General features: G+C 53.0%; 15 protein-coding genes and 1 riboswitch. Of the genes, 9 read left to right on the forward strand and 6 right to left on the reverse strand.

All coding sequences use genetic code 11. The features are described from left to right. Nucleotides 1–264: 264 nt before the first annotated feature. Nucleotides 265–807, reverse strand: coding sequence for an oligoribonuclease (orn, locus tag H0247_RS12325; protein ID WP_180742806.1), 543 nt, complete (start codon nucleotides 805–807; stop codon nucleotides 265–267). Nucleotides 808–1007: 200 nt separating this feature from the next. On the opposite strand from orn, the gene rsgA reads away from it, so the two are divergent. From rsgA to mscM, 3 genes are all read left to right on the forward strand, one after another. After that, the gene (gene rsgA, locus H0247_RS12330; protein ID WP_180742807.1) at nucleotides 1008–2057 is read left to right on the forward strand and encodes a small ribosomal subunit biogenesis GTPase RsgA; all 1050 of its coding nucleotides are present in this window, start codon (nucleotides 1008–1010) and stop codon (nucleotides 2055–2057) included. A gap of 143 nt (nucleotides 2058–2200) precedes the next feature. Continuing rightward, nucleotides 2201–3211, forward strand: coding sequence for an archaetidylserine decarboxylase (asd, locus tag H0247_RS12335; RefSeq protein WP_180742808.1), 1011 nt, complete (start codon nucleotides 2201–2203; stop codon nucleotides 3209–3211). Between the two features lie 55 nt (nucleotides 3212–3266). Beyond that, nucleotides 3267–6590, forward strand: coding sequence for a miniconductance mechanosensitive channel MscM (gene mscM / locus H0247_RS12340; protein WP_180742809.1), 3324 nt, complete (start codon nucleotides 3267–3269; stop codon nucleotides 6588–6590). Nucleotides 6591–6648: 58 nt separating this feature from the next. Here the strand turns inward: mscM and epmA are convergent, their stop codons facing one another. Further along, nucleotides 6649–7626, reverse strand: a complete 978-nt coding sequence (gene epmA, locus H0247_RS12345; RefSeq protein WP_180742810.1) for an elongation factor P--(R)-beta-lysine ligase — start codon at nucleotides 7624–7626, stop codon at nucleotides 6649–6651. 464 nt (nucleotides 7627–8090) lie between these two features. Between epmA and frdA the strand changes: the two genes are divergently transcribed. The 5 genes from frdA (at nucleotide 8091) to H0247_RS12370 (ending at nucleotide 12103) form a co-directional block, all read left to right on the forward strand. Continuing rightward, the gene (gene frdA / locus H0247_RS12350) at nucleotides 8091–9887 is read left to right on the forward strand and encodes a fumarate reductase (quinol) flavoprotein subunit (protein WP_180742811.1); all 1797 of its coding nucleotides are present in this window, start codon (nucleotides 8091–8093) and stop codon (nucleotides 9885–9887) included. Next, nucleotides 9880–10617, forward strand: a complete 738-nt coding sequence (locus tag H0247_RS12355; protein WP_180742812.1) for a succinate dehydrogenase/fumarate reductase iron-sulfur subunit — start codon at nucleotides 9880–9882, stop codon at nucleotides 10615–10617. Before frdA ends, H0247_RS12355 begins: the two co-directional genes overlap by 8 nt. A 13-nt stretch (nucleotides 10618–10630) precedes the next feature. After that, nucleotides 10631–11026 carry a fumarate reductase subunit FrdC gene (gene frdC / locus H0247_RS12360; protein ID WP_180742829.1) on the forward strand — a complete coding sequence of 132 codons (396 nt, stop codon included), beginning with the start codon at nucleotides 10631–10633 and terminating at the stop codon, nucleotides 11024–11026. 14 nt (nucleotides 11027–11040) lie between these two features. After that, complete coding sequence (gene frdD / locus H0247_RS12365) at nucleotides 11041–11397, forward strand: fumarate reductase subunit FrdD (RefSeq protein ID WP_005972985.1); 357 nt, start codon at nucleotides 11041–11043, stop codon at nucleotides 11395–11397. A 121-nt stretch (nucleotides 11398–11518) separates the two neighbouring features. Beyond that, complete coding sequence (locus H0247_RS12370) at nucleotides 11519–12103, forward strand: lipocalin family protein (protein ID WP_219606734.1); 585 nt, start codon at nucleotides 11519–11521, stop codon at nucleotides 12101–12103. A 64-nt stretch (nucleotides 12104–12167) separates the two neighbouring features. Here H0247_RS12370 and H0247_RS12375 read toward each other — a convergent pair whose 3' ends face one another. Beyond that, nucleotides 12168–12299 (reverse strand): entericidin A/B family lipoprotein, encoded by a 132-nt coding sequence (locus tag H0247_RS12375; RefSeq protein ID WP_180742813.1) that lies wholly within the window; start codon nucleotides 12297–12299, stop codon nucleotides 12168–12170. Between the two features lie 311 nt (nucleotides 12300–12610). Continuing rightward, a complete protein-coding gene (gene efp, locus H0247_RS12380; RefSeq protein ID WP_180742814.1) occupies nucleotides 12611–13177 on the reverse strand; it encodes an elongation factor P in 567 nt (188 codons plus the stop codon). A 41-nt stretch (nucleotides 13178–13218) separates the two neighbouring features. Between efp and epmB the strand changes: the two genes are divergently transcribed. Beyond that, entirely contained in the window at nucleotides 13219–14271 is a 1053-nt protein-coding gene (gene epmB, locus H0247_RS12385; RefSeq protein ID WP_180742815.1) for an EF-P beta-lysylation protein EpmB, read from the forward strand. A gap of 61 nt (nucleotides 14272–14332) precedes the next feature. Here epmB and H0247_RS12390 read toward each other — a convergent pair whose 3' ends face one another. Continuing rightward, complete coding sequence (locus H0247_RS12390) at nucleotides 14333–14677, reverse strand: DUF4156 domain-containing protein (RefSeq protein WP_180742816.1); 345 nt, start codon at nucleotides 14675–14677, stop codon at nucleotides 14333–14335. Between the two features lie 43 nt (nucleotides 14678–14720). After that, entirely contained in the window at nucleotides 14721–16370 is a 1650-nt protein-coding gene (pgi, locus tag H0247_RS12395; RefSeq protein WP_180742817.1) for a glucose-6-phosphate isomerase, read from the reverse strand. A 168-nt stretch (nucleotides 16371–16538) separates the two neighbouring features. Further along, a riboswitch (Lysine riboswitch) is annotated at nucleotides 16539–16732 on the forward strand. Nucleotides 16733–16756: the final 24 nt, after the last annotated feature.

Below are 16756 nucleotides of genomic sequence, written 5' to 3' on the forward strand. Positions count from 1 at the left end.
CCAACTGAGCTATTCCCGCTCGGGAAATCTTCACACAATGTTGAAGTTCTTTAATTGAAATTCTTCATCGTTATGGGGTGCGCATTATACGAGAAATCCGTTTAACCGCAAGCCCCAAAAAATGAAAATTTGTCTGACTGCTGATAAAAAAAACAATATGTTGATAAAACAGACACTCGCTGACAAAACAGACGGTGTTGCGTAGCGTTGTGGCGTCAATAGCAGCGGTTCGCTGCACATCACGCCCTACCCCGCTTGCTTCATCTACAACCGCAGAAAATTCTCACGGTAATAAGCCAGTTCCGCCAGTGATTCGCGAATGTCGTCCATCGCCTGATGCGTACCCTGCTTCTTAAAGGCTGTCAGGATTTCCGGCTTCCAGCGTCGCGCCAGCTCTTTGAGCGTGCTGACATCCAGATAGCGGTAGTGAAAGTAGGCTTCCAACTCCGGCATATAGCGGAACAGGAAGCGGCGATCCTGCCCAATGCTATTGCCACAGATCGGCGATTTACCCGCTGGCACCCATTTTTGTAGAAACGCCAGCGTTTCCAGCTCGGCGGCACGTTCATCCGTGGTGCTGGCTTTGACGCGATCCGTCAGGCCGCTGGCACCGTGTGTACGCACATTCCAGTCATCCATCAGCGCCAGTTGGCTGTCTGACTGGTGCACCGCCATGACCGGCCCTTCAGCCAACACGTTCAGATTAGCATCCGTCACCAGCGTTGCGATCTCAATGATGCGATCGCGATCCGGGTTCAGGCCGGTCATCTCGAGATCGATCCAGATCAGGTTATTTTCATCTACCATCGTGGGAATTCCTGTTGCGTGGGTGTTACTGTTGCCTTGTGCCCTGTCGTCGATACAAGGATACCAGTATCAATCTCAATGCTGATACCGATAAGGTGGTATCAGTTAATTAAAATCAAATAGGGTGTATTATAGTCCGTTCAAACGCGGCGGGCGATAACGCACTGCCGCGAACGATAAATCGTCTTAAGTGAGGCTCAGTGAGCAAAAAGAAACTGTCGAAAGGTCAGCAGCGTCGGGTTAGCGCAAACCATCAGCGTCGCCTGAAAAAAACGGAAAGCAAAGTTGAATGGGAAGATAGCCAACTGGGCGATGCGCAGGAAGGTATTATCATCAGCCGATTCGGTATGCACGCCGATGTGGAAGCCGCCGATGGTGTGGTGCACCGCTGCAACATTCGTCGGACCATTTCATCGCTGGTGACTGGCGACCGCGTCGTTTGGCGCCCTGGCCATGAATCACTCGCTGGCATCAGCGGGATCGTGGAAGCCGTTCACCCCCGTCATTCCGTCCTGACACGTCCTGACTATTACGATGGCATTAAGCCGATCGCCGCCAATATCGATCAGATCGTGATCGTCTCCGCGATCTTACCTGAACTGTCGCTGAACATTATCGATCGCTATCTGGTCGCCTGCGAAACGCTGGAGATCGAACCGCTGATCGTACTGAACAAAATTGACCTGCTGGATGACGAATCCCGTCAGTTTGTTGATAAATTGATGGATATCTACCGCGCGCTCAACTATCGCGTGCTGATGGTGTCCAGCCATACTCAACAAGGTATCCCTGAGCTGGAACAGGCGCTCACCGACCGTATTAGTATTTTCGCCGGACAATCAGGCGTAGGGAAATCCAGCCTGCTTAACGCGCTGCTCGCACTGGATGAAGAACGGATTCTGGTGAATGAGGTTTCCGATACCTCAGGATTGGGACAGCACACCACCACCGCCTCCCGACTTTACCATTTTCCGCACGGCGGCGACGTCATCGACTCACCGGGCGTGCGCGAATTTGGTCTGTGGCATCTGGAACCCGAACAGGTTACGCGCGGTTTCATCGAACTACGCAAATACATCGGTTCGTGTAAATTCCGCGATTGTAAACATGAAAACGATCCGGGCTGCGCCATTAACGCCGCGCTGGAGCGCGGAGAGATTGCCGTAGAGCGCTATGATAACTATCACCGAATTCTGGAAAGCATGGCGCAAGTAAAAACGCGTAAAGGCTTTTCAGATACAGATAACTGACATTTATCATGACCATCGTTACAATGCGCCCCCTTTGAGAGTTTACGAATCCGCTGACTCTCTTCTGGGCTACCGCTGGCAACGTCAGGCGAGTTTCCCAGACTGTTTATTTTATGGCGCACTATTAATACAAGAGGCTCACCGTGCTGGATAATATCAAAATCAAATTACAGTATTGGCTTCCCAAGATCTGGCTAACCCGCTTAGCGGGCTGGGGGGCCAATAAGCGAGCGGGAAAGCTCACAAAGCTGGTGATCGATCTGTTTGTCCGCCAGTACAACGTCAACATGCAGGAAGCGCAGCAACCAGATACCACATCCTATCGCACGTTTAACGAATTTTTCGTTCGCCCTCTGCGCCCAGGCGTTCGGCCTGTCGATCCTCATGCACACCGTCTGGTGCAACCTGCTGACGGCGTGCTGTCGCAATTTGGCCCCATTACCGACGGCAAGCTGATTCAGGCGAAGAACCACGACTACTCGCTGGAAGCGCTGCTGGCCGGTAACTATATGATGGCCGATCTGTTCCGCGATGGTCTGTTCGCCACCATTTATCTTTCACCGCGTGATTATCACCGCCTCCACATGCCGTGCGACGGCGTGCTGCGCGAGATGATTTATGTGCCGGGCGATCTGTTCTCCGTCAATCTGCTGACGGCCGATAACGTGCCGAATCTGTTTGCGCGTAACGAACGCGTCATTTGCCTGTTTGATACAGAATTCGGCCCATTGGCACAAATTCTGGTCGGTGCGACCATTGTCGGCAGTATCGAAACCGTGTGGTCAGGCGTGGTGACACCACCGCGTGAAGGCATTATCAAGCGCTGGACTTACCCGCAGGCAGGTGAAGAAGGTGCCGTCGTGCTGACGAAAGGCGAGGAAATGGGCCGCTTCAAGCTGGGCTCAACCGTGATTAACCTGTTTGCCGCAGGTAATAATCTCCAATTTGCCGCCCACCTGAATAACATGAGTGTGACCCGTATGGGTGAACCGTTTGCCGAAGTCCGTCAGGACGATTCAACGCCTGTCGTCTTCCCGGAAGGAACCGAGCTGGCAACCAACGACGCCACACCGTCTGAAGCAATTCAGGCTGAAGGACAAAATACTGCGGCTGACGCATCCGGCCATACGGGTCACAAACCTGACGCACCATAAATAGCGTCCGATTTTAGTCGCTTGTAAAAGTGTTGTTTGTAATAAGGTAGCTAGCGTGCGTCTGATTCTGACTTTTCTTCTGGGATGTTTATTATCAACTGCCACGTTGGCGGCCACAGCGCCCAATGAGGCGCAGCTACGCCAGCAGCTACAGCAGGCGGAAGCCAACAAAGGTGCAGCCGATCAGGCAAAAGTCGTTGAAGAATATCAGGCTGCACTGAGCACCCTACAGGATCGCAAAGAGGCGCTGGAACGCGCCACACAATATCAGCGCGTTATTGATGATTTCCCCAAACTGGTTCAGGAACTGCGTCGCCAGCTTAATGCCGAAGACGGCAAACCCTCGTCGATTCCAGAGGGGCTTTCCAGCAACGATCTTGAACAGCAGTTGTTGCAAACGAGCAGCCAACTGCTGGAACAAGCCCGCCAGCTCCAACAGGAGCAGGATCGGCTGCGTGAAATCAGTGATTCACTGAGCCAGCTTCCGCAGCAGCAAACCGAAGCCAGCCGCATGCAAAGCGATGCGGAACGCCGTATTCAGTCTCTTGGCACGCCAGCCACGCCGCTGGGGCAAGCGCAGCTCGTCGCGCTTCAGGCCGAATCCGCGCTACGTAAAAGCCGGGTGGACGAACTGGAGCTGGCGCAGCTTTCCGCCAGCAATCGTCAGGAACTGTCTCGGCTACGTGTCGAGCTGTATAAAAAACGCCACGACAGACTGGACCTGCTGCAACAGGATTTACGCAGTAGGCTTAATAATCTACGTCAGCGTGAAGCCGAGCAGGCATTAGAGCGCACAGAGTTGCTCGCTGAACAAAGCGGCGATTTACCCAACGTCATCAGCAAGCAGCTACAGATTAACCGTGAGCTCTCCGTCGCGCTGAACCAACAGGCACAGCGGATGGATCTGATCGCTTCTCAACAGCGTCAGGCTGCCACGCACACCATTCAGGTTCGCCAGGCGCTAAGCACGATCCGCGAACAGGCACAGTGGCTCGGCATCTCACCGATATTGGGAGAAACGTTACGGGCACAGATAGCGCGCCTGCCGGAAATGCCCAAACCTCAGTTGCTGGATAGCGACATGGCGCAGCTGCGCGTACAGCGTCTGCATTTTGAAGACCTGATCAACAAACCGCAGGATCTTGATAAAGCCAAGCAGGACAACGGCGATCCGCTGACCAGCGCACAGCAACGTATTCTGACCGACCAGATGCGAACTCAGCGCGACCTGCTGACTTCACTGATCTCCGGCTGTGACTCACAGATATTGGAACTGACCAAACTCAAAGTCGCCAATAACCAACTGGCGGATGCGTTGACCGAAACACGGGAAGCAGCCCATCGCGATCTGTTCTGGGTGGCCGACGTCAACCCCGTAACGTTCGCTTACCCACTCAAATTAGTGCAAGATCTGACGCGTCTGCTGTCACTGGATACGCTGACGCAGTTGGGTAGCGCGCTGGTCATGATGGTCACCAGTCAGGAAACCGTGTTGCCGCTACTGGGCGCACTGCTGCTGGTGGGATTCAGCATCAGCTCCCGTCGTCACTATCATGCGTTTATGGAGCGCGCCAGCAGTCGCGTCGGCAAGGTCACGCTCGATCACTTTATGCTGACGCTGCGTACCGTATTCTGGTCCATCCTTACCGCTCTGCCACTACCGGTACTCTGGGCAGCGCTGGGCTACGGGCTGCAAAACGCCTGGCCTTATCCGATTGCCGTCGCCATCGGCGACAGCGTGACCGCCACCGTGCCGTTGATGTGGCTGGTGATGATTAGCGCCTCATTCGCGCATCCGCAGGGGCTGTTCATCGTCCACTTCCGCTGGTCGCCGGAGCGCGTCGCCAGAGCGATGCGCTACTATCGCCTTTCCATCGCCTTTATCGTACCGCTGATTATGGCGCTGATTACGTTCGATAAGCTCAACGATCGCGAGTTTTCCAGCACGCTGGGGCGGCTCTGTTTCATCCTGCTCTGTATGGCGTTGAGCCTGGTCACGACTGGGTTAAAACGCGCCGGTATCCCGCTGTATCTGGATAAAGAAGGTTCAGGGGAAAACTCTGTCAACCGTGCGATGTGGAGCATACTGATCGCCATACCGCTGATAGCCGCTCTCGCCTCCTGCATCGGTTATCTGGCAACCGCACAGGCGCTGCTGGCACGTTTGGAAACCTCCGTCTCCATCTGGTTCTTCCTGCTGGTGGTCTACCACATTATTCGCCGTTGGATGCTGATTCAGCGACGCCGTATCGCCTTCGACCGCGCCAAACAGCGGCGTTCAGAGATTCTGGCGCAGCGTGCCAAAGGTGAAGAAGATGCGCCGTCTGCATCATCCCATGAAAACAGTTCGGAAGCGGTGGAAGAACCCGTCGTCGATCTGGACGCCATCAGCGCCAAATCCCTGCAACTGGTGCGATCCATTCTGACGCTGATCGCGCTGGTTTCCGTTATCGCGCTGTGGTCGGAAATTCACTCCGCCTTCGCTTTCCTAGAAAATATCAGCCTGTGGGATGTTTCCAGCACGGTCAAAGGTGTGGAGAGCGTACAGTCGATTACGCTAGGCTCGGTGCTGATCGCCATTCTGATCTTTATTATTACCGCACAACTGGTGCGTAACCTGCCCGCCCTGCTGGAGCTGGCGATCCTCCAGCATCTCGATCTGTCGCCGGGCAGCGGCTATGCCATTACCACCATCAGCAAATATATTCTGATGCTGATCGGCTGTCTGATGGGGTTCTCACTCATCGGGATCGAATGGTCGAAGCTGCAATGGCTGGTGGCTGCACTGGGTGTGGGGCTCGGGTTCGGTTTGCAGGAGATCTTCGCCAATTTCATCTCTGGCCTGATCATCCTGTTTGAGAAACCGATCCGTATCGGCGATACCGTTACGATCCGCGATCTCACCGGTAGTGTCATGCGCATTAATACCCGTGCCACCACCATTTCCGACTGGGACCGCAAAGAAATCATCGTGCCAAACAAGGCATTTATTACCGAGCAGTTTATCAACTGGTCGCTGTCGGATTCCGTCACGCGTGTTGTGCTGACGGTGCCGGCTCCGGCGGACGCAAACAGCCAGGAAGTCACGGAACTGCTGATGGATGCGGTAAAGCGCTGTTCGCTGATTCTGGATACGCCAGAGCCAGAAGCCTTTCTGGTTGACCTGCAACAGGGCATTCAGATTTTCGAGCTGCGCGTGTTCGCCGCCGAAATGGGGCACCGTATGCCGCTGCGCCATGAGTTGCACCAGTTGATTCTGGAAAACTATCGCAAGCACAATCTGGATCTCCCTTTCCCACCGTTCCAGGTGAGAATGGACAATCTGTCGCGCAGTGGAAGAACGCTGACGCCACGGCAGCGGACGCCAGGGAGCTTATAACTTACAAGAAGGGCAGATGGGCGGCAGCCAGATATGGCACCGCCCTGGATCAGATGGATTACGCGCGTTCTACCGAGAACGCAATCACGTCACTCAACTTCTCGGCATTTAGCGCCAGCATGATCAAACGATCCACGCCTAACGCAACACCTGCACACTCCGGCAGACCGTGTTTCAACGCCGCCAGCAGATTTTCATCAATCGGCTGCTGTGGCAAATCACGTGCGGCGCGCTTACGGTTATCCTGCTCAAAGCGCTGACGCTGCTCATCGGCATCGGTCAATTCACGGAAGCCGTTCGCCAGCTCGATCCCCTTAAAATAAACTTCAAAACGCTCGGCGACGCGATGATCTTCCGAACTGATCTCGGCCAACGAAGCCTGGGTGGCCGGAAAATGGTAGACAAACGCCGGTTTGTCGCGCCCGATGTGCGGCTCCACGCCAAAGGTAAACAGCATCTGTACCAGCGAATCGCGATCGTCTTCGCGGCAGGCGAGATCGCCCACCCCAATTTTTTCTGCCGCTTCACGCAGTTGCGCTTTGTCGACAGACAGAGGGTCAATCTCCAGATGACGTAGAAAAGCTTGCTGATAGGAGAGCATCTCCGCGCTTTCACAATCCAGTACCTGCTGCAACAGATCATCGACCTCATTCATCAGGCGGTACATATCATAGTGAGGGCGATACCATTCCAGCATGGTGAATTCAGGGTTGTGGTGTCGGCCTGACTCTTCATTGCGGAAGCTGCGACACAGCTGAAAGATTGGCCCGCTGCCAGCAGCCAGTAGACGTTTCATGTGGTATTCCGGGCTGGTCATCAAATACAGCGTCATACCATCTGCAGCACCGGGACCAACGAAACGGGTCTGGAACGGGTATAAAAAAACATCCGTTACCGTGGCCTGGCTCATGGCGGGCGTTTCGACCTCCAATACACCACGATCGGTGAAAAAGCGCCGGATAGTGGCAATGATCGACGCTCGTTTCAACAAATTAGCGACAGAAGCACTAGGTTGCCAACTTGTCGTCTCGCTCATGGTTCTTACTCCAAAGTCAAACAGGGGGTGCAGTCTACCCGCATCAGCCCAAATTTCCAGCAGAAAAAAGGTCCGTTGCGGGTTTCAGCACGGTATGTTCTGCCTTTTAGGAGAAGGTAATCAGGAGCGCAGCCGTAAATTATACCTTGTGGACCCTTTCCCATATCCATGTCGAAAAGGTTATTAAAGAAATAAAAGTATTCTTTCTTCCTAAATAAGTCTTTCGATCACGTTTTTATCAATAAATACAAGACTTGCTGAAAAAATGACAAAATGCAGGATTACATCAAGTTTCACCTACCTATTATTCGGTATCATTATTCCCATACAAAAATTATAGGTTTATCTATTCTTTATATCTCTATCACATAATTTTCAGCGAGTTTGATATTAAGCTCGGATATAAAGACAGAAATAAATAGATATTATTTTTTTATTTTAACTTAATTAACTGGAGGAATGCATTGCAAACCTTTAATGCCGATTTGGCTATTATCGGGGCCGGTGGTGCTGGCCTACGAGCGGCAATTGCTGCCGCAGAAGCCAACCCTCAACTGAAAATTGCACTGATCTCGAAAGTCTACCCAATGCGTAGCCATACCGTGGCGGCAGAAGGTGGGTCAGCAGCAGTGACTCAGGAACACGATAGTTTCGATTATCACTTCAACGACACCGTCTCCGGTGGCGACTGGCTGTGCGAACAAGACGTGGTTGAACACTTCGTCAAACACTGCCCAGAAGAGATGATTCAACTGGAACAGTGGGGCTGCCCTTGGAGCCGTAAACCGGATGGTTCTGTCAACGTTCGCCGCTTTGGCGGAATGAAGATCGAACGTACCTGGTTTGCCGCCGATAAAACCGGCTTCCACATGCTGCATACGCTGTTCCAAACCTCCCTTAAATATCCGCAAATCCAACGTTTTGATGAGCACTTTGTCCTCGACGTTCTGGTCGATGACGGCCAGGCGCGCGGTCTTGTTGCCATCAATATGATGGAAGGTTCGCTGGTTCAGATCCGCGCGAATGCCGTGGTACTAGCAACAGGCGGCGCAGGTCGCGTGTACCGTTACAATACCAACGGCGGCATCGTCACCGGCGACGGTATGGGCATGGCGTTCCGCCACGGCGTACCGCTGCGTGATATGGAATTCGTTCAGTATCACCCGACGGGTTTGCCCGGTTCCGGTATCCTGATGACAGAAGGCTGTCGCGGCGAAGGCGGCATCATGGTCAACAAAGACGGCTACCGTTACCTGCAAGACTACGGAATGGGACCGGAAACACCGCTCGGTCAACCGAAGAACAAATACATGGAGCTGGGGCCACGCGATAAAGTTTCGCAGGCGTTCTGGCACGAATGGCGCGCTGGCCGCACCGTCTCAACCCCGTTGGGCGATGTGGTTTATCTCGATCTTCGCCATCTCGGTGAGAAGAAGCTTCTGGAACGTCTGCCTTTCATCTGCGAACTGGCAAAAGCTTATGTCGGCGTCGATCCGGTGAAAGAGCCGATTCCTATTCGTCCTACCGCGCACTACACCATGGGCGGCATTGAAACCGATCAAAACTGCGAAACTCGCATCAAGGGTCTCTTCGCCGTCGGCGAATGCTCCTCTGTTGGCTTGCACGGCGCGAATCGTCTGGGTTCCAATTCGCTGGCCGAACTGGTGGTCTTCGGGCGCGTTGCAGGTGAACACGCCGTACAGCGCGCACAGGCAGCAGCACCCGCCAACGGTGCGGCGCTGGATGCGCAAACGCGCGACATCGAACAGCGTTTGCATGACCTGATGAATCAGGAAGGCACCGAAAGCTGGGCGAAAATCCGCGACGAAATGGGTATGTCGATGGAAGAAGGTTGTGGTATTTACCGCACCACCGATCTGATGCAGAAAACCGTCGATAAGATTGCTGAGCTGAAAGAGCGCTTCAAACGCGTGAAAATCACCGACCGCTCCAGCGTGTTCAACACCGATCTGCTGTACACCGTTGAGCTGGGTCACAGCCTGGATGTGGCGGAATGTATGGCGCACTCGGCGATCAACCGTAAAGAGTCTCGCGGCGCTCACCAGCGTCTGGATGAAGGTTGCACCGAGCGTGATGACGTTAACTTCCTGAAGCATACGCTGGCGTTCTATAACCCAGAAGGCGCACCACGTCTGGAGTATAGCGATGTGAAGATTACCAAACTTCCACCGGCAAAACGCGTATACGGTGCAGAAGGTGATGCGCAGGAAGGCAGCAAAAAGGAGCAGGCGAATGGCTGAGACGATCAAAACCCTGAAAATGGAAGTCATGCGCTATAACCCTGAACAGGACAATGAACCCTATTTTGAAACGTTCGATGTCCCGTACAACACGCAGACTTCCCTGCTGGATGCGTTGGGTTATATCAAAGATAACCTAGCACCGGACCTCTCCTATCGCTGGTCCTGCCGTATGGCGATCTGTGGTTCCTGCGGCATGATGGTCAATAACGTCCCTAAATTGGCCTGTAAAACGTTCCTGCGTGACTACACCAAGGGTCTGAAGGTCGAAGCGCTAGGCAACTTCCCCATCGAGCGCGACTTAGTGGTCGATATGACCCACTTCATCGAGAGTCTGGAAGCCATCAAGCCGTATATCATCGGCAACGATCGTAAACCATCTGACGGCCCGAACAAGCAGACTCCGGCGCAAATGGCGAAGTATCACCAGTTCTCCGGCTGTATTAACTGTGGTTTGTGCTACGCGGCATGTCCGCAATTTGGCCTGAACCCTGAGTTCATCGGCCCGGCGGCGATTACGCTGGCGCACCGTTATAACCTGGACAACCGCGATCATGGTAAGAAAGAACGTATGCCGCAGTTGAACGGTAATAACGGCGTGTGGAGCTGTACGTTTGTGGGCTACTGCTCAGAAGTGTGTCCAAAACACGTCGACCCAGCCGCTGCAATCCAGCAAGGCAAAGTCGAGAGCGCGAAAGACTTCATGATCGCCATGCTGAAACCACAATAAGGGAGGGACAATGATGACATCTAAACGTAAAGCGTATGTTCGCGACATGTCGCCGACCTGGTGGAAAAAGCTGGGATTTTACCGCTTTTATATGCTGCGTGAGGGGACGGCAGTCCCCGCCGTCTGGTTTAGCATCGTACTGATGTGTGGCGTCTTCGCACTGAAGAACGGGCCGGAAAGCTGGGCACACTTTGTCAGCTTCCTGCAAAACCCACTGGTGCTGCTGATTAACATCGTTGCACTACTGGCCGCCGTGCTGCACACCAAGACCTGGTTTGAACTGGCGCCAAAAGCCAGCATCATCATCGTTAAAGATGAAAAAATGGGGCCAGAGCCACTCATTAAAGGGCTGTGGGCTGTCACCGTGGTGGTAACCGTAGCCGTTCTGGCGATCGCCTTACTATTCTGAACAGGAGAAATAACGTGATTAACCCAACGCCAAAACGTTCTGACGAACCGCCTTTCTGGGGCCTGTTCGGCGCCGGTGGGATGTGGAGCGCGTTCTTCGCCCCAGTGATTATTCTGTTGGTCGGCGTGATGTTGCCTCTGGGGCTGTTCCCAGACGCGCTAACCTATGAACGCATCGCCGCGTTCAGCCAGAGCTTTATCGGCCGCGTCTTTTTGCTGCTGATGATTGTGCTTCCGCTCTGGTGTGGTTTACACCGCATCCACCACGCGATGCATGACCTGAAAATCCACGTTCCTGCCGGAAAATGGGTGTTCTACGGTCTGGCGGCAATCCTAACTGTGGTGACCGTCATCGGCGTCGTCACGCTGTAGAAGTCACATCGGCAAATTTGTACCTCACGGCCTGCACACATCGTCGCAGGCCGTTTTATTTCCGCACCTGCACGCCTCATCGTCTACACTGGAACAGTGATGAAAACGATGAGATGTCAATATGATGCACTTTAACGCTATTCGCTTTAACACGCTTTTCTTCAAACCCCTGTTACTCACCATCAAGCGCTGCGGAAAAGCCTGCATTGCCGCGCTGGTGGCACTCTTTTCTGTCGCCTGTAGCGTAACGCCGCCCGATAACGTCACCGTCGTGGAAAATTTTGACGTCAATCGCTACCTCGGCACATGGTACGAGATCGCTCGTCTCGACCATCGCTTTGAACGCCATCTGGAACGCGTGACAGCAACCTACAGCCTACGGGATGATGGCGGCATCAAAGTAATCAACCGTGGTTTTAACGTCGAAAAACAGGAATGGAAAGAAAGTACCGGGAAAGCCTATTTCACCGGTTCGCCTCAGCGTGGCGCGCTAAAAGTGTCGTTCTTCGGGCCATTTTATGGCGGTTACAACATTATTGAGCTGGATGACGATTACCGCTATGCCCTGATTTGTGGGCCGAACCGTGACTATCTGTGGATTCTCTCACGCACGCCAACGCTGGATGTCGCGACACGCGACAAACTGGTCGCCACAGCCAAACACTACGGCTTCCCGACAGAAGCACTTATCTGGGTCAATCAGTAACCTGACGATGTTGGCCGCCATGCGGCCAACACACAAGCCGCTTGAAAAATGATGGGTATGGCTATTACTGGGCGCTGCGCTGAATAGCCTTCCCACCCGCCTCAACATCTTGTCCAATACCACGAGTGGTATTACACCCGACCACCGCAGAGAGAATAACCAGAGAGAAAATGGCAACACACGCTTTCTTCAACATACTCGCTTCCTTCTTTATGAGAGTAGGATTTCAACGGTACGAAAGGACTGCTTGTTAAGCGTAGCCAATTTTGATGCTTGTGACGGTTTTTTCGGATGAGGAGAGAGGAAAGCCAAAAGAGGATATCAACGAAGCGAAAAAATCAAAAAGCCACCCTGACAGAAGGCTAATACGGTTCACTTAAGCATGGATTTAGGGGGAAACACGGTGATGAGGTTCCCGCAGGGATACCTCGCACCGTGGTCGCCCCCGGTATCTCGATCCTTAAACGATCGGCATTACCCTCACAGAAGGCGGCATTTCCAGATACATTACTTAACGCGTGAAACGTACTCACCAGAACGCGTGTCAACTCTGACCACTTCGCCGATCTGTACGAACAATGGCACTTTAACGACCGCGCCGGTGCTCAGCGTTGCTGGCTTACCACCAGTACCTGCGGTATCGCCTTTCAGGCCTGGATCGGTATCGGTGATTTCAGCTTCGATAAAGTTCGGCGGCTGAACGGCGATAGGACGACCATCCCACAGGGTAACGATACATTCAGCGTTGTCCTGCAACCATTTTGCAGAATCACCCACGGTTTTCTCTTCAACCTGATGCTGTTCAAACGTCTCAGGGTGCATGAAGTGGTAGAACTCACCATCGTTATACAGGTAGTTCATGTTGGTATCTACAACATCTGCGCCTTCTGCAGAATCGGTAGATTTGAAGGTTTTCTCAACGCGAGAACCCGTCAACAGACGACGCATTTTTACGCGAGCAAAAGCCTGGCCTTTACCCGGCTTAACAAATTCACTGGATTCGATGGCATACGGCTCGCCTTCGAACATGATTTTAAGACCGGAACGGAAATCGTTGCTAGAATAAGTCGCCATAAAGGCCCTCTACAATTTAATACTGGTACGAAGCCAAAAAAATGGCACACATTGTAACCCTAAATATACCTTCCAGAGAAGATTGGTTGCAGCAACTTGCAGACGTAATTACCGATCCTGATGAATTACTGCAACTTTTGGCACTGAACGATCACGCTAAACTCCGACAAGGTAACGATGCACGCAGGCTTTTTGCTCTGCGAGTACCGCGCGCATTCGCTGCACGGATGCAAAAAGGTAATCCTGACGATCCGTTGCTGCTACAGGTATTAACCGCACGCGAGGAGTTTACTGCCACGCCAGGCTTCACCCACGACCCGCTTGATGAGCAACACAGCGTCGTGCCGGGCCTGCTGCACAAATATCACAACCGCGCGTTATTGCTGGTGAAAGGCGGTTGCGCGGTGAACTGTCGCTACTGCTTCCGCCGTCATTTTCCGTACCAGGATAATCAGGGCAACAAGGCAAATTGGCGTCAGGCTCTGGATTATATCCGCCAGCATCCCGAACTGGATGAAATCATTTTTTCCGGCGGCGACCCGCTAATGGCCAAAGACCACGAGCTAGACTGGCTGATCACCGAACTGGAAACTATCCCTCATCTGAAACGCCTGCGCATTCACAGCCGCTTACCTGTGGTTATTCCTGCCCGCATCACCGACGCACTGTGCGATCGCCTGTCACGCAGTTCGCTTCAGGTATTGCTGGTGACGCATATTAATCATCCGCAGGAAATTGATCCTGACTTAACACAAAGTATGGCGCGTTTGCGCCGCGCTGGCGTGACACTACTCAACCAAAGTGTGCTGCTGCGTGGGGTGAATGACAGCGCAGAGACACTTGCTCAACTCAGCAATGCCTTATTTGATGCGGGTATTCTGCCTTATTACCTGCATGTACTGGACAAAGTTCAAGGGGCTGCGCATTTTCTGGTGGATGACAACGAGGCACGCCTCTTGGTTAAAGCGCTAATGAAGCAGGTATCAGGCTATCTGGTGCCGCGTCTGGCACGGGAAATCGGTGGAGAAGCCAGCAAAACGCCGCTGGATTTAGGGATGAAGCAACATCAGGACGATACTGAGCGATTACGTTGACTGAGTAAGTAAACACGACAGTGAGAGCGGATTGTCCCGCTCTCACTGGGTTTTTCTTAGCTTAAGGACACTTGTAAACGCTGCCGTTCATTTTACTGTCCAGCGGCGCAAAGCTTGACCAGAAGGTCTCACTCGGACTGGTTGCGCCATAGACAGTATTGCCTCCCATCGCCGCCGCTTTATTACGCAGATCGTTCGCCGCACCGCGCATAGCACTTCCGTCGCCATGATTGCCTGACAGCCAGTTGGATTGGCTACCGCTGGCTTGCCCTAAAAGCTGACATTCGCTTCCTGGTTTGGTATCCGTGAACGTCACGGTTTGTCCGGCTGCGCTGAGTTGATTGGAGCTACTGCAACCCGCCACTAATAGTGCGGCGGATAGCCCCAACAGAATACGAATCTGCATATCTTCCTCCTTGCGATTGAAAAACCAAAGGGCATAGGCCCGATTAGCTACGCCACGCCTTGAAGCGGTTGATCAGCCCGTTGGTGGAGCTGTCATGGCTGTCGATCGTACTGTCATTCTCCAGCTCTGGCAGAATACGGTTCGCCAATTGTTTACCTAACTCCACGCCCCACTGATCGAACGTGAAGATGTTCAGAATCGCGCCCTGAGTAAAAATCTTATGCTCATACAACGCAATCAGCGCACCCAAGCTGTACGGCGTAATTTCGCGCAGCAGGATGGAGTTGGTCGGGCGGTTGCCTTCAAAGACTTTAAACGGTGCCACGTGTTCCACGTCTTTGGCACTTTTACCGGCCGCAGCAAATTCCGCTTCCACCACGTCACGGCTCTTACCAAACGCCAACGCTTCCGTCTGTGCAAAGAAGTTCGACAGCAGCTTGCTGTGGTGATCGCTCAATGGGTTATGGCTAATTGCTGGCGCAATGAAATCACACGGAACCAGTTTGGTGCCCTGATGGATCAACTGGTAGAACGCATGCTGGCCATTCGTGCCCGGCTCACCCCAGATAATCGGCCCAGTCTGGTAATCCACCGGATTGCCGTTGCGATCGACATATTTTCCGTTAGATTCCATATTTCCCTGCTGGAAATAGGCCGCGAAACGGTGCATATACTGGTCATACGGCAGAATCGCTTCGGTTTCGGCACCGAAGAAATTGTTGTACCAAATGCCGATCAGCGCCAGCAGCACAGGCAGGTTTTTCTCCGCTGGCGTGGAAGCAAAATGCTTGTCCATCGCGTGAGCGCCGCTGAGCAGTTTTTCAAAGTTTTCAAAGCCCAGAGAAAGAATGATCGACAGCCCAATCGCCGACCACAGGGAGTAGCGTCCGCCCACCCAGTCCCAGAATTCGAACATGTTGTTGGTATCAATGCCAAATTCGCCGACGGCTTTCGCGTTGGTAGACAGCGCAGCAAAGTGCTTGGCAACATGTTTCTCATCCTGCGCCGTGTTCAGGAACCAGTCGCGTGCGCTGTGCGCGTTGGTCATGGTTTCCTGCGTGGTGAAGGTTTTTGACGCGACGAGGAACAGCGTGGTTTCAGGGTTCAGCGGCTTCAACGTTTCAGCGATATGCGTGCCGTCAACGTTGGAGACAAAGTGCATGTTGAGGTGATTTTTATACGGTTTCAGCGCCTCCGTTACCATGAATGGGCCCAGATCGGAGCCACCGATACCGATGTTAACCACGTCGGTAATGGTTTTGCCGGTATAGCCTTTCCACTCACCACCAATCACGCGTTCGCTGAAATCTTTCATCTTCGCCAGCACCGCGTTGACTTCCGGCATCACATCTTTGCCATCCACCAGAATCGGCGTGTTGCTACGGTTACGCAGGGCAACGTGCAGAACGGCACGGTCTTCCGTGCGGTTGATTTTCTCGCCGGCAAACATGGACTGAATCGCCGCAGACAGGTCGGTTTCCCGTGCCAGCGCGTGCAGTTTCTCCATCGTTTCTGCCGTGATGCGGTTTTTGGAGTAATCCACCAGCATCTGATCGTCGAACGTCGCGGAAAAATGCGCGAAACGATCGCTATCTTGTGCAAATAGCTCGCTGATTTGCACCTCTTTCATCGCGTCAAAATGGTGTTGTAATGCCTGCCAGGCGGCAGTTTGGCTTGGATTAATATTTTTCATAATGCGACTTTCTCTCTAAGCATGAGTTCAAAGTGACTGAATCGATTGTATCCCTTAAAATTCAGATTGAGATCCCTTTTCTTGCTAAAAGCGGTTCATGCCGTTTTGTTTATTGACAGAAACCGCATAACCCGTTATTTGTAACACCGTACTTGCACACTCGGTGTGCAAGCCAGAAGAGGCGCATCGCCCAGGTAAGATGTCGGAGGAACCGTAATCCGCTGATGATATCCGAGGGGGAGCGATGCCGAGATGCGGTGAAAATACGGTTTTCACCCTATCGACTACAGAGGCTGAATCCTCTGGGTTGTCACCGGATTTGTCCTGATGGACATCCAGCAAGGTGGAGCGCTTCTGGGTGTATCGTAGTCATTTTTTCTACGCCT

Origin of the sequence: Pectobacterium sp. CFBP8739 (genome assembly GCF_013449375.1) — a bacterium.
Taxonomy (GTDB): domain Bacteria; phylum Pseudomonadota; class Gammaproteobacteria; order Enterobacterales; family Enterobacteriaceae; genus Pectobacterium.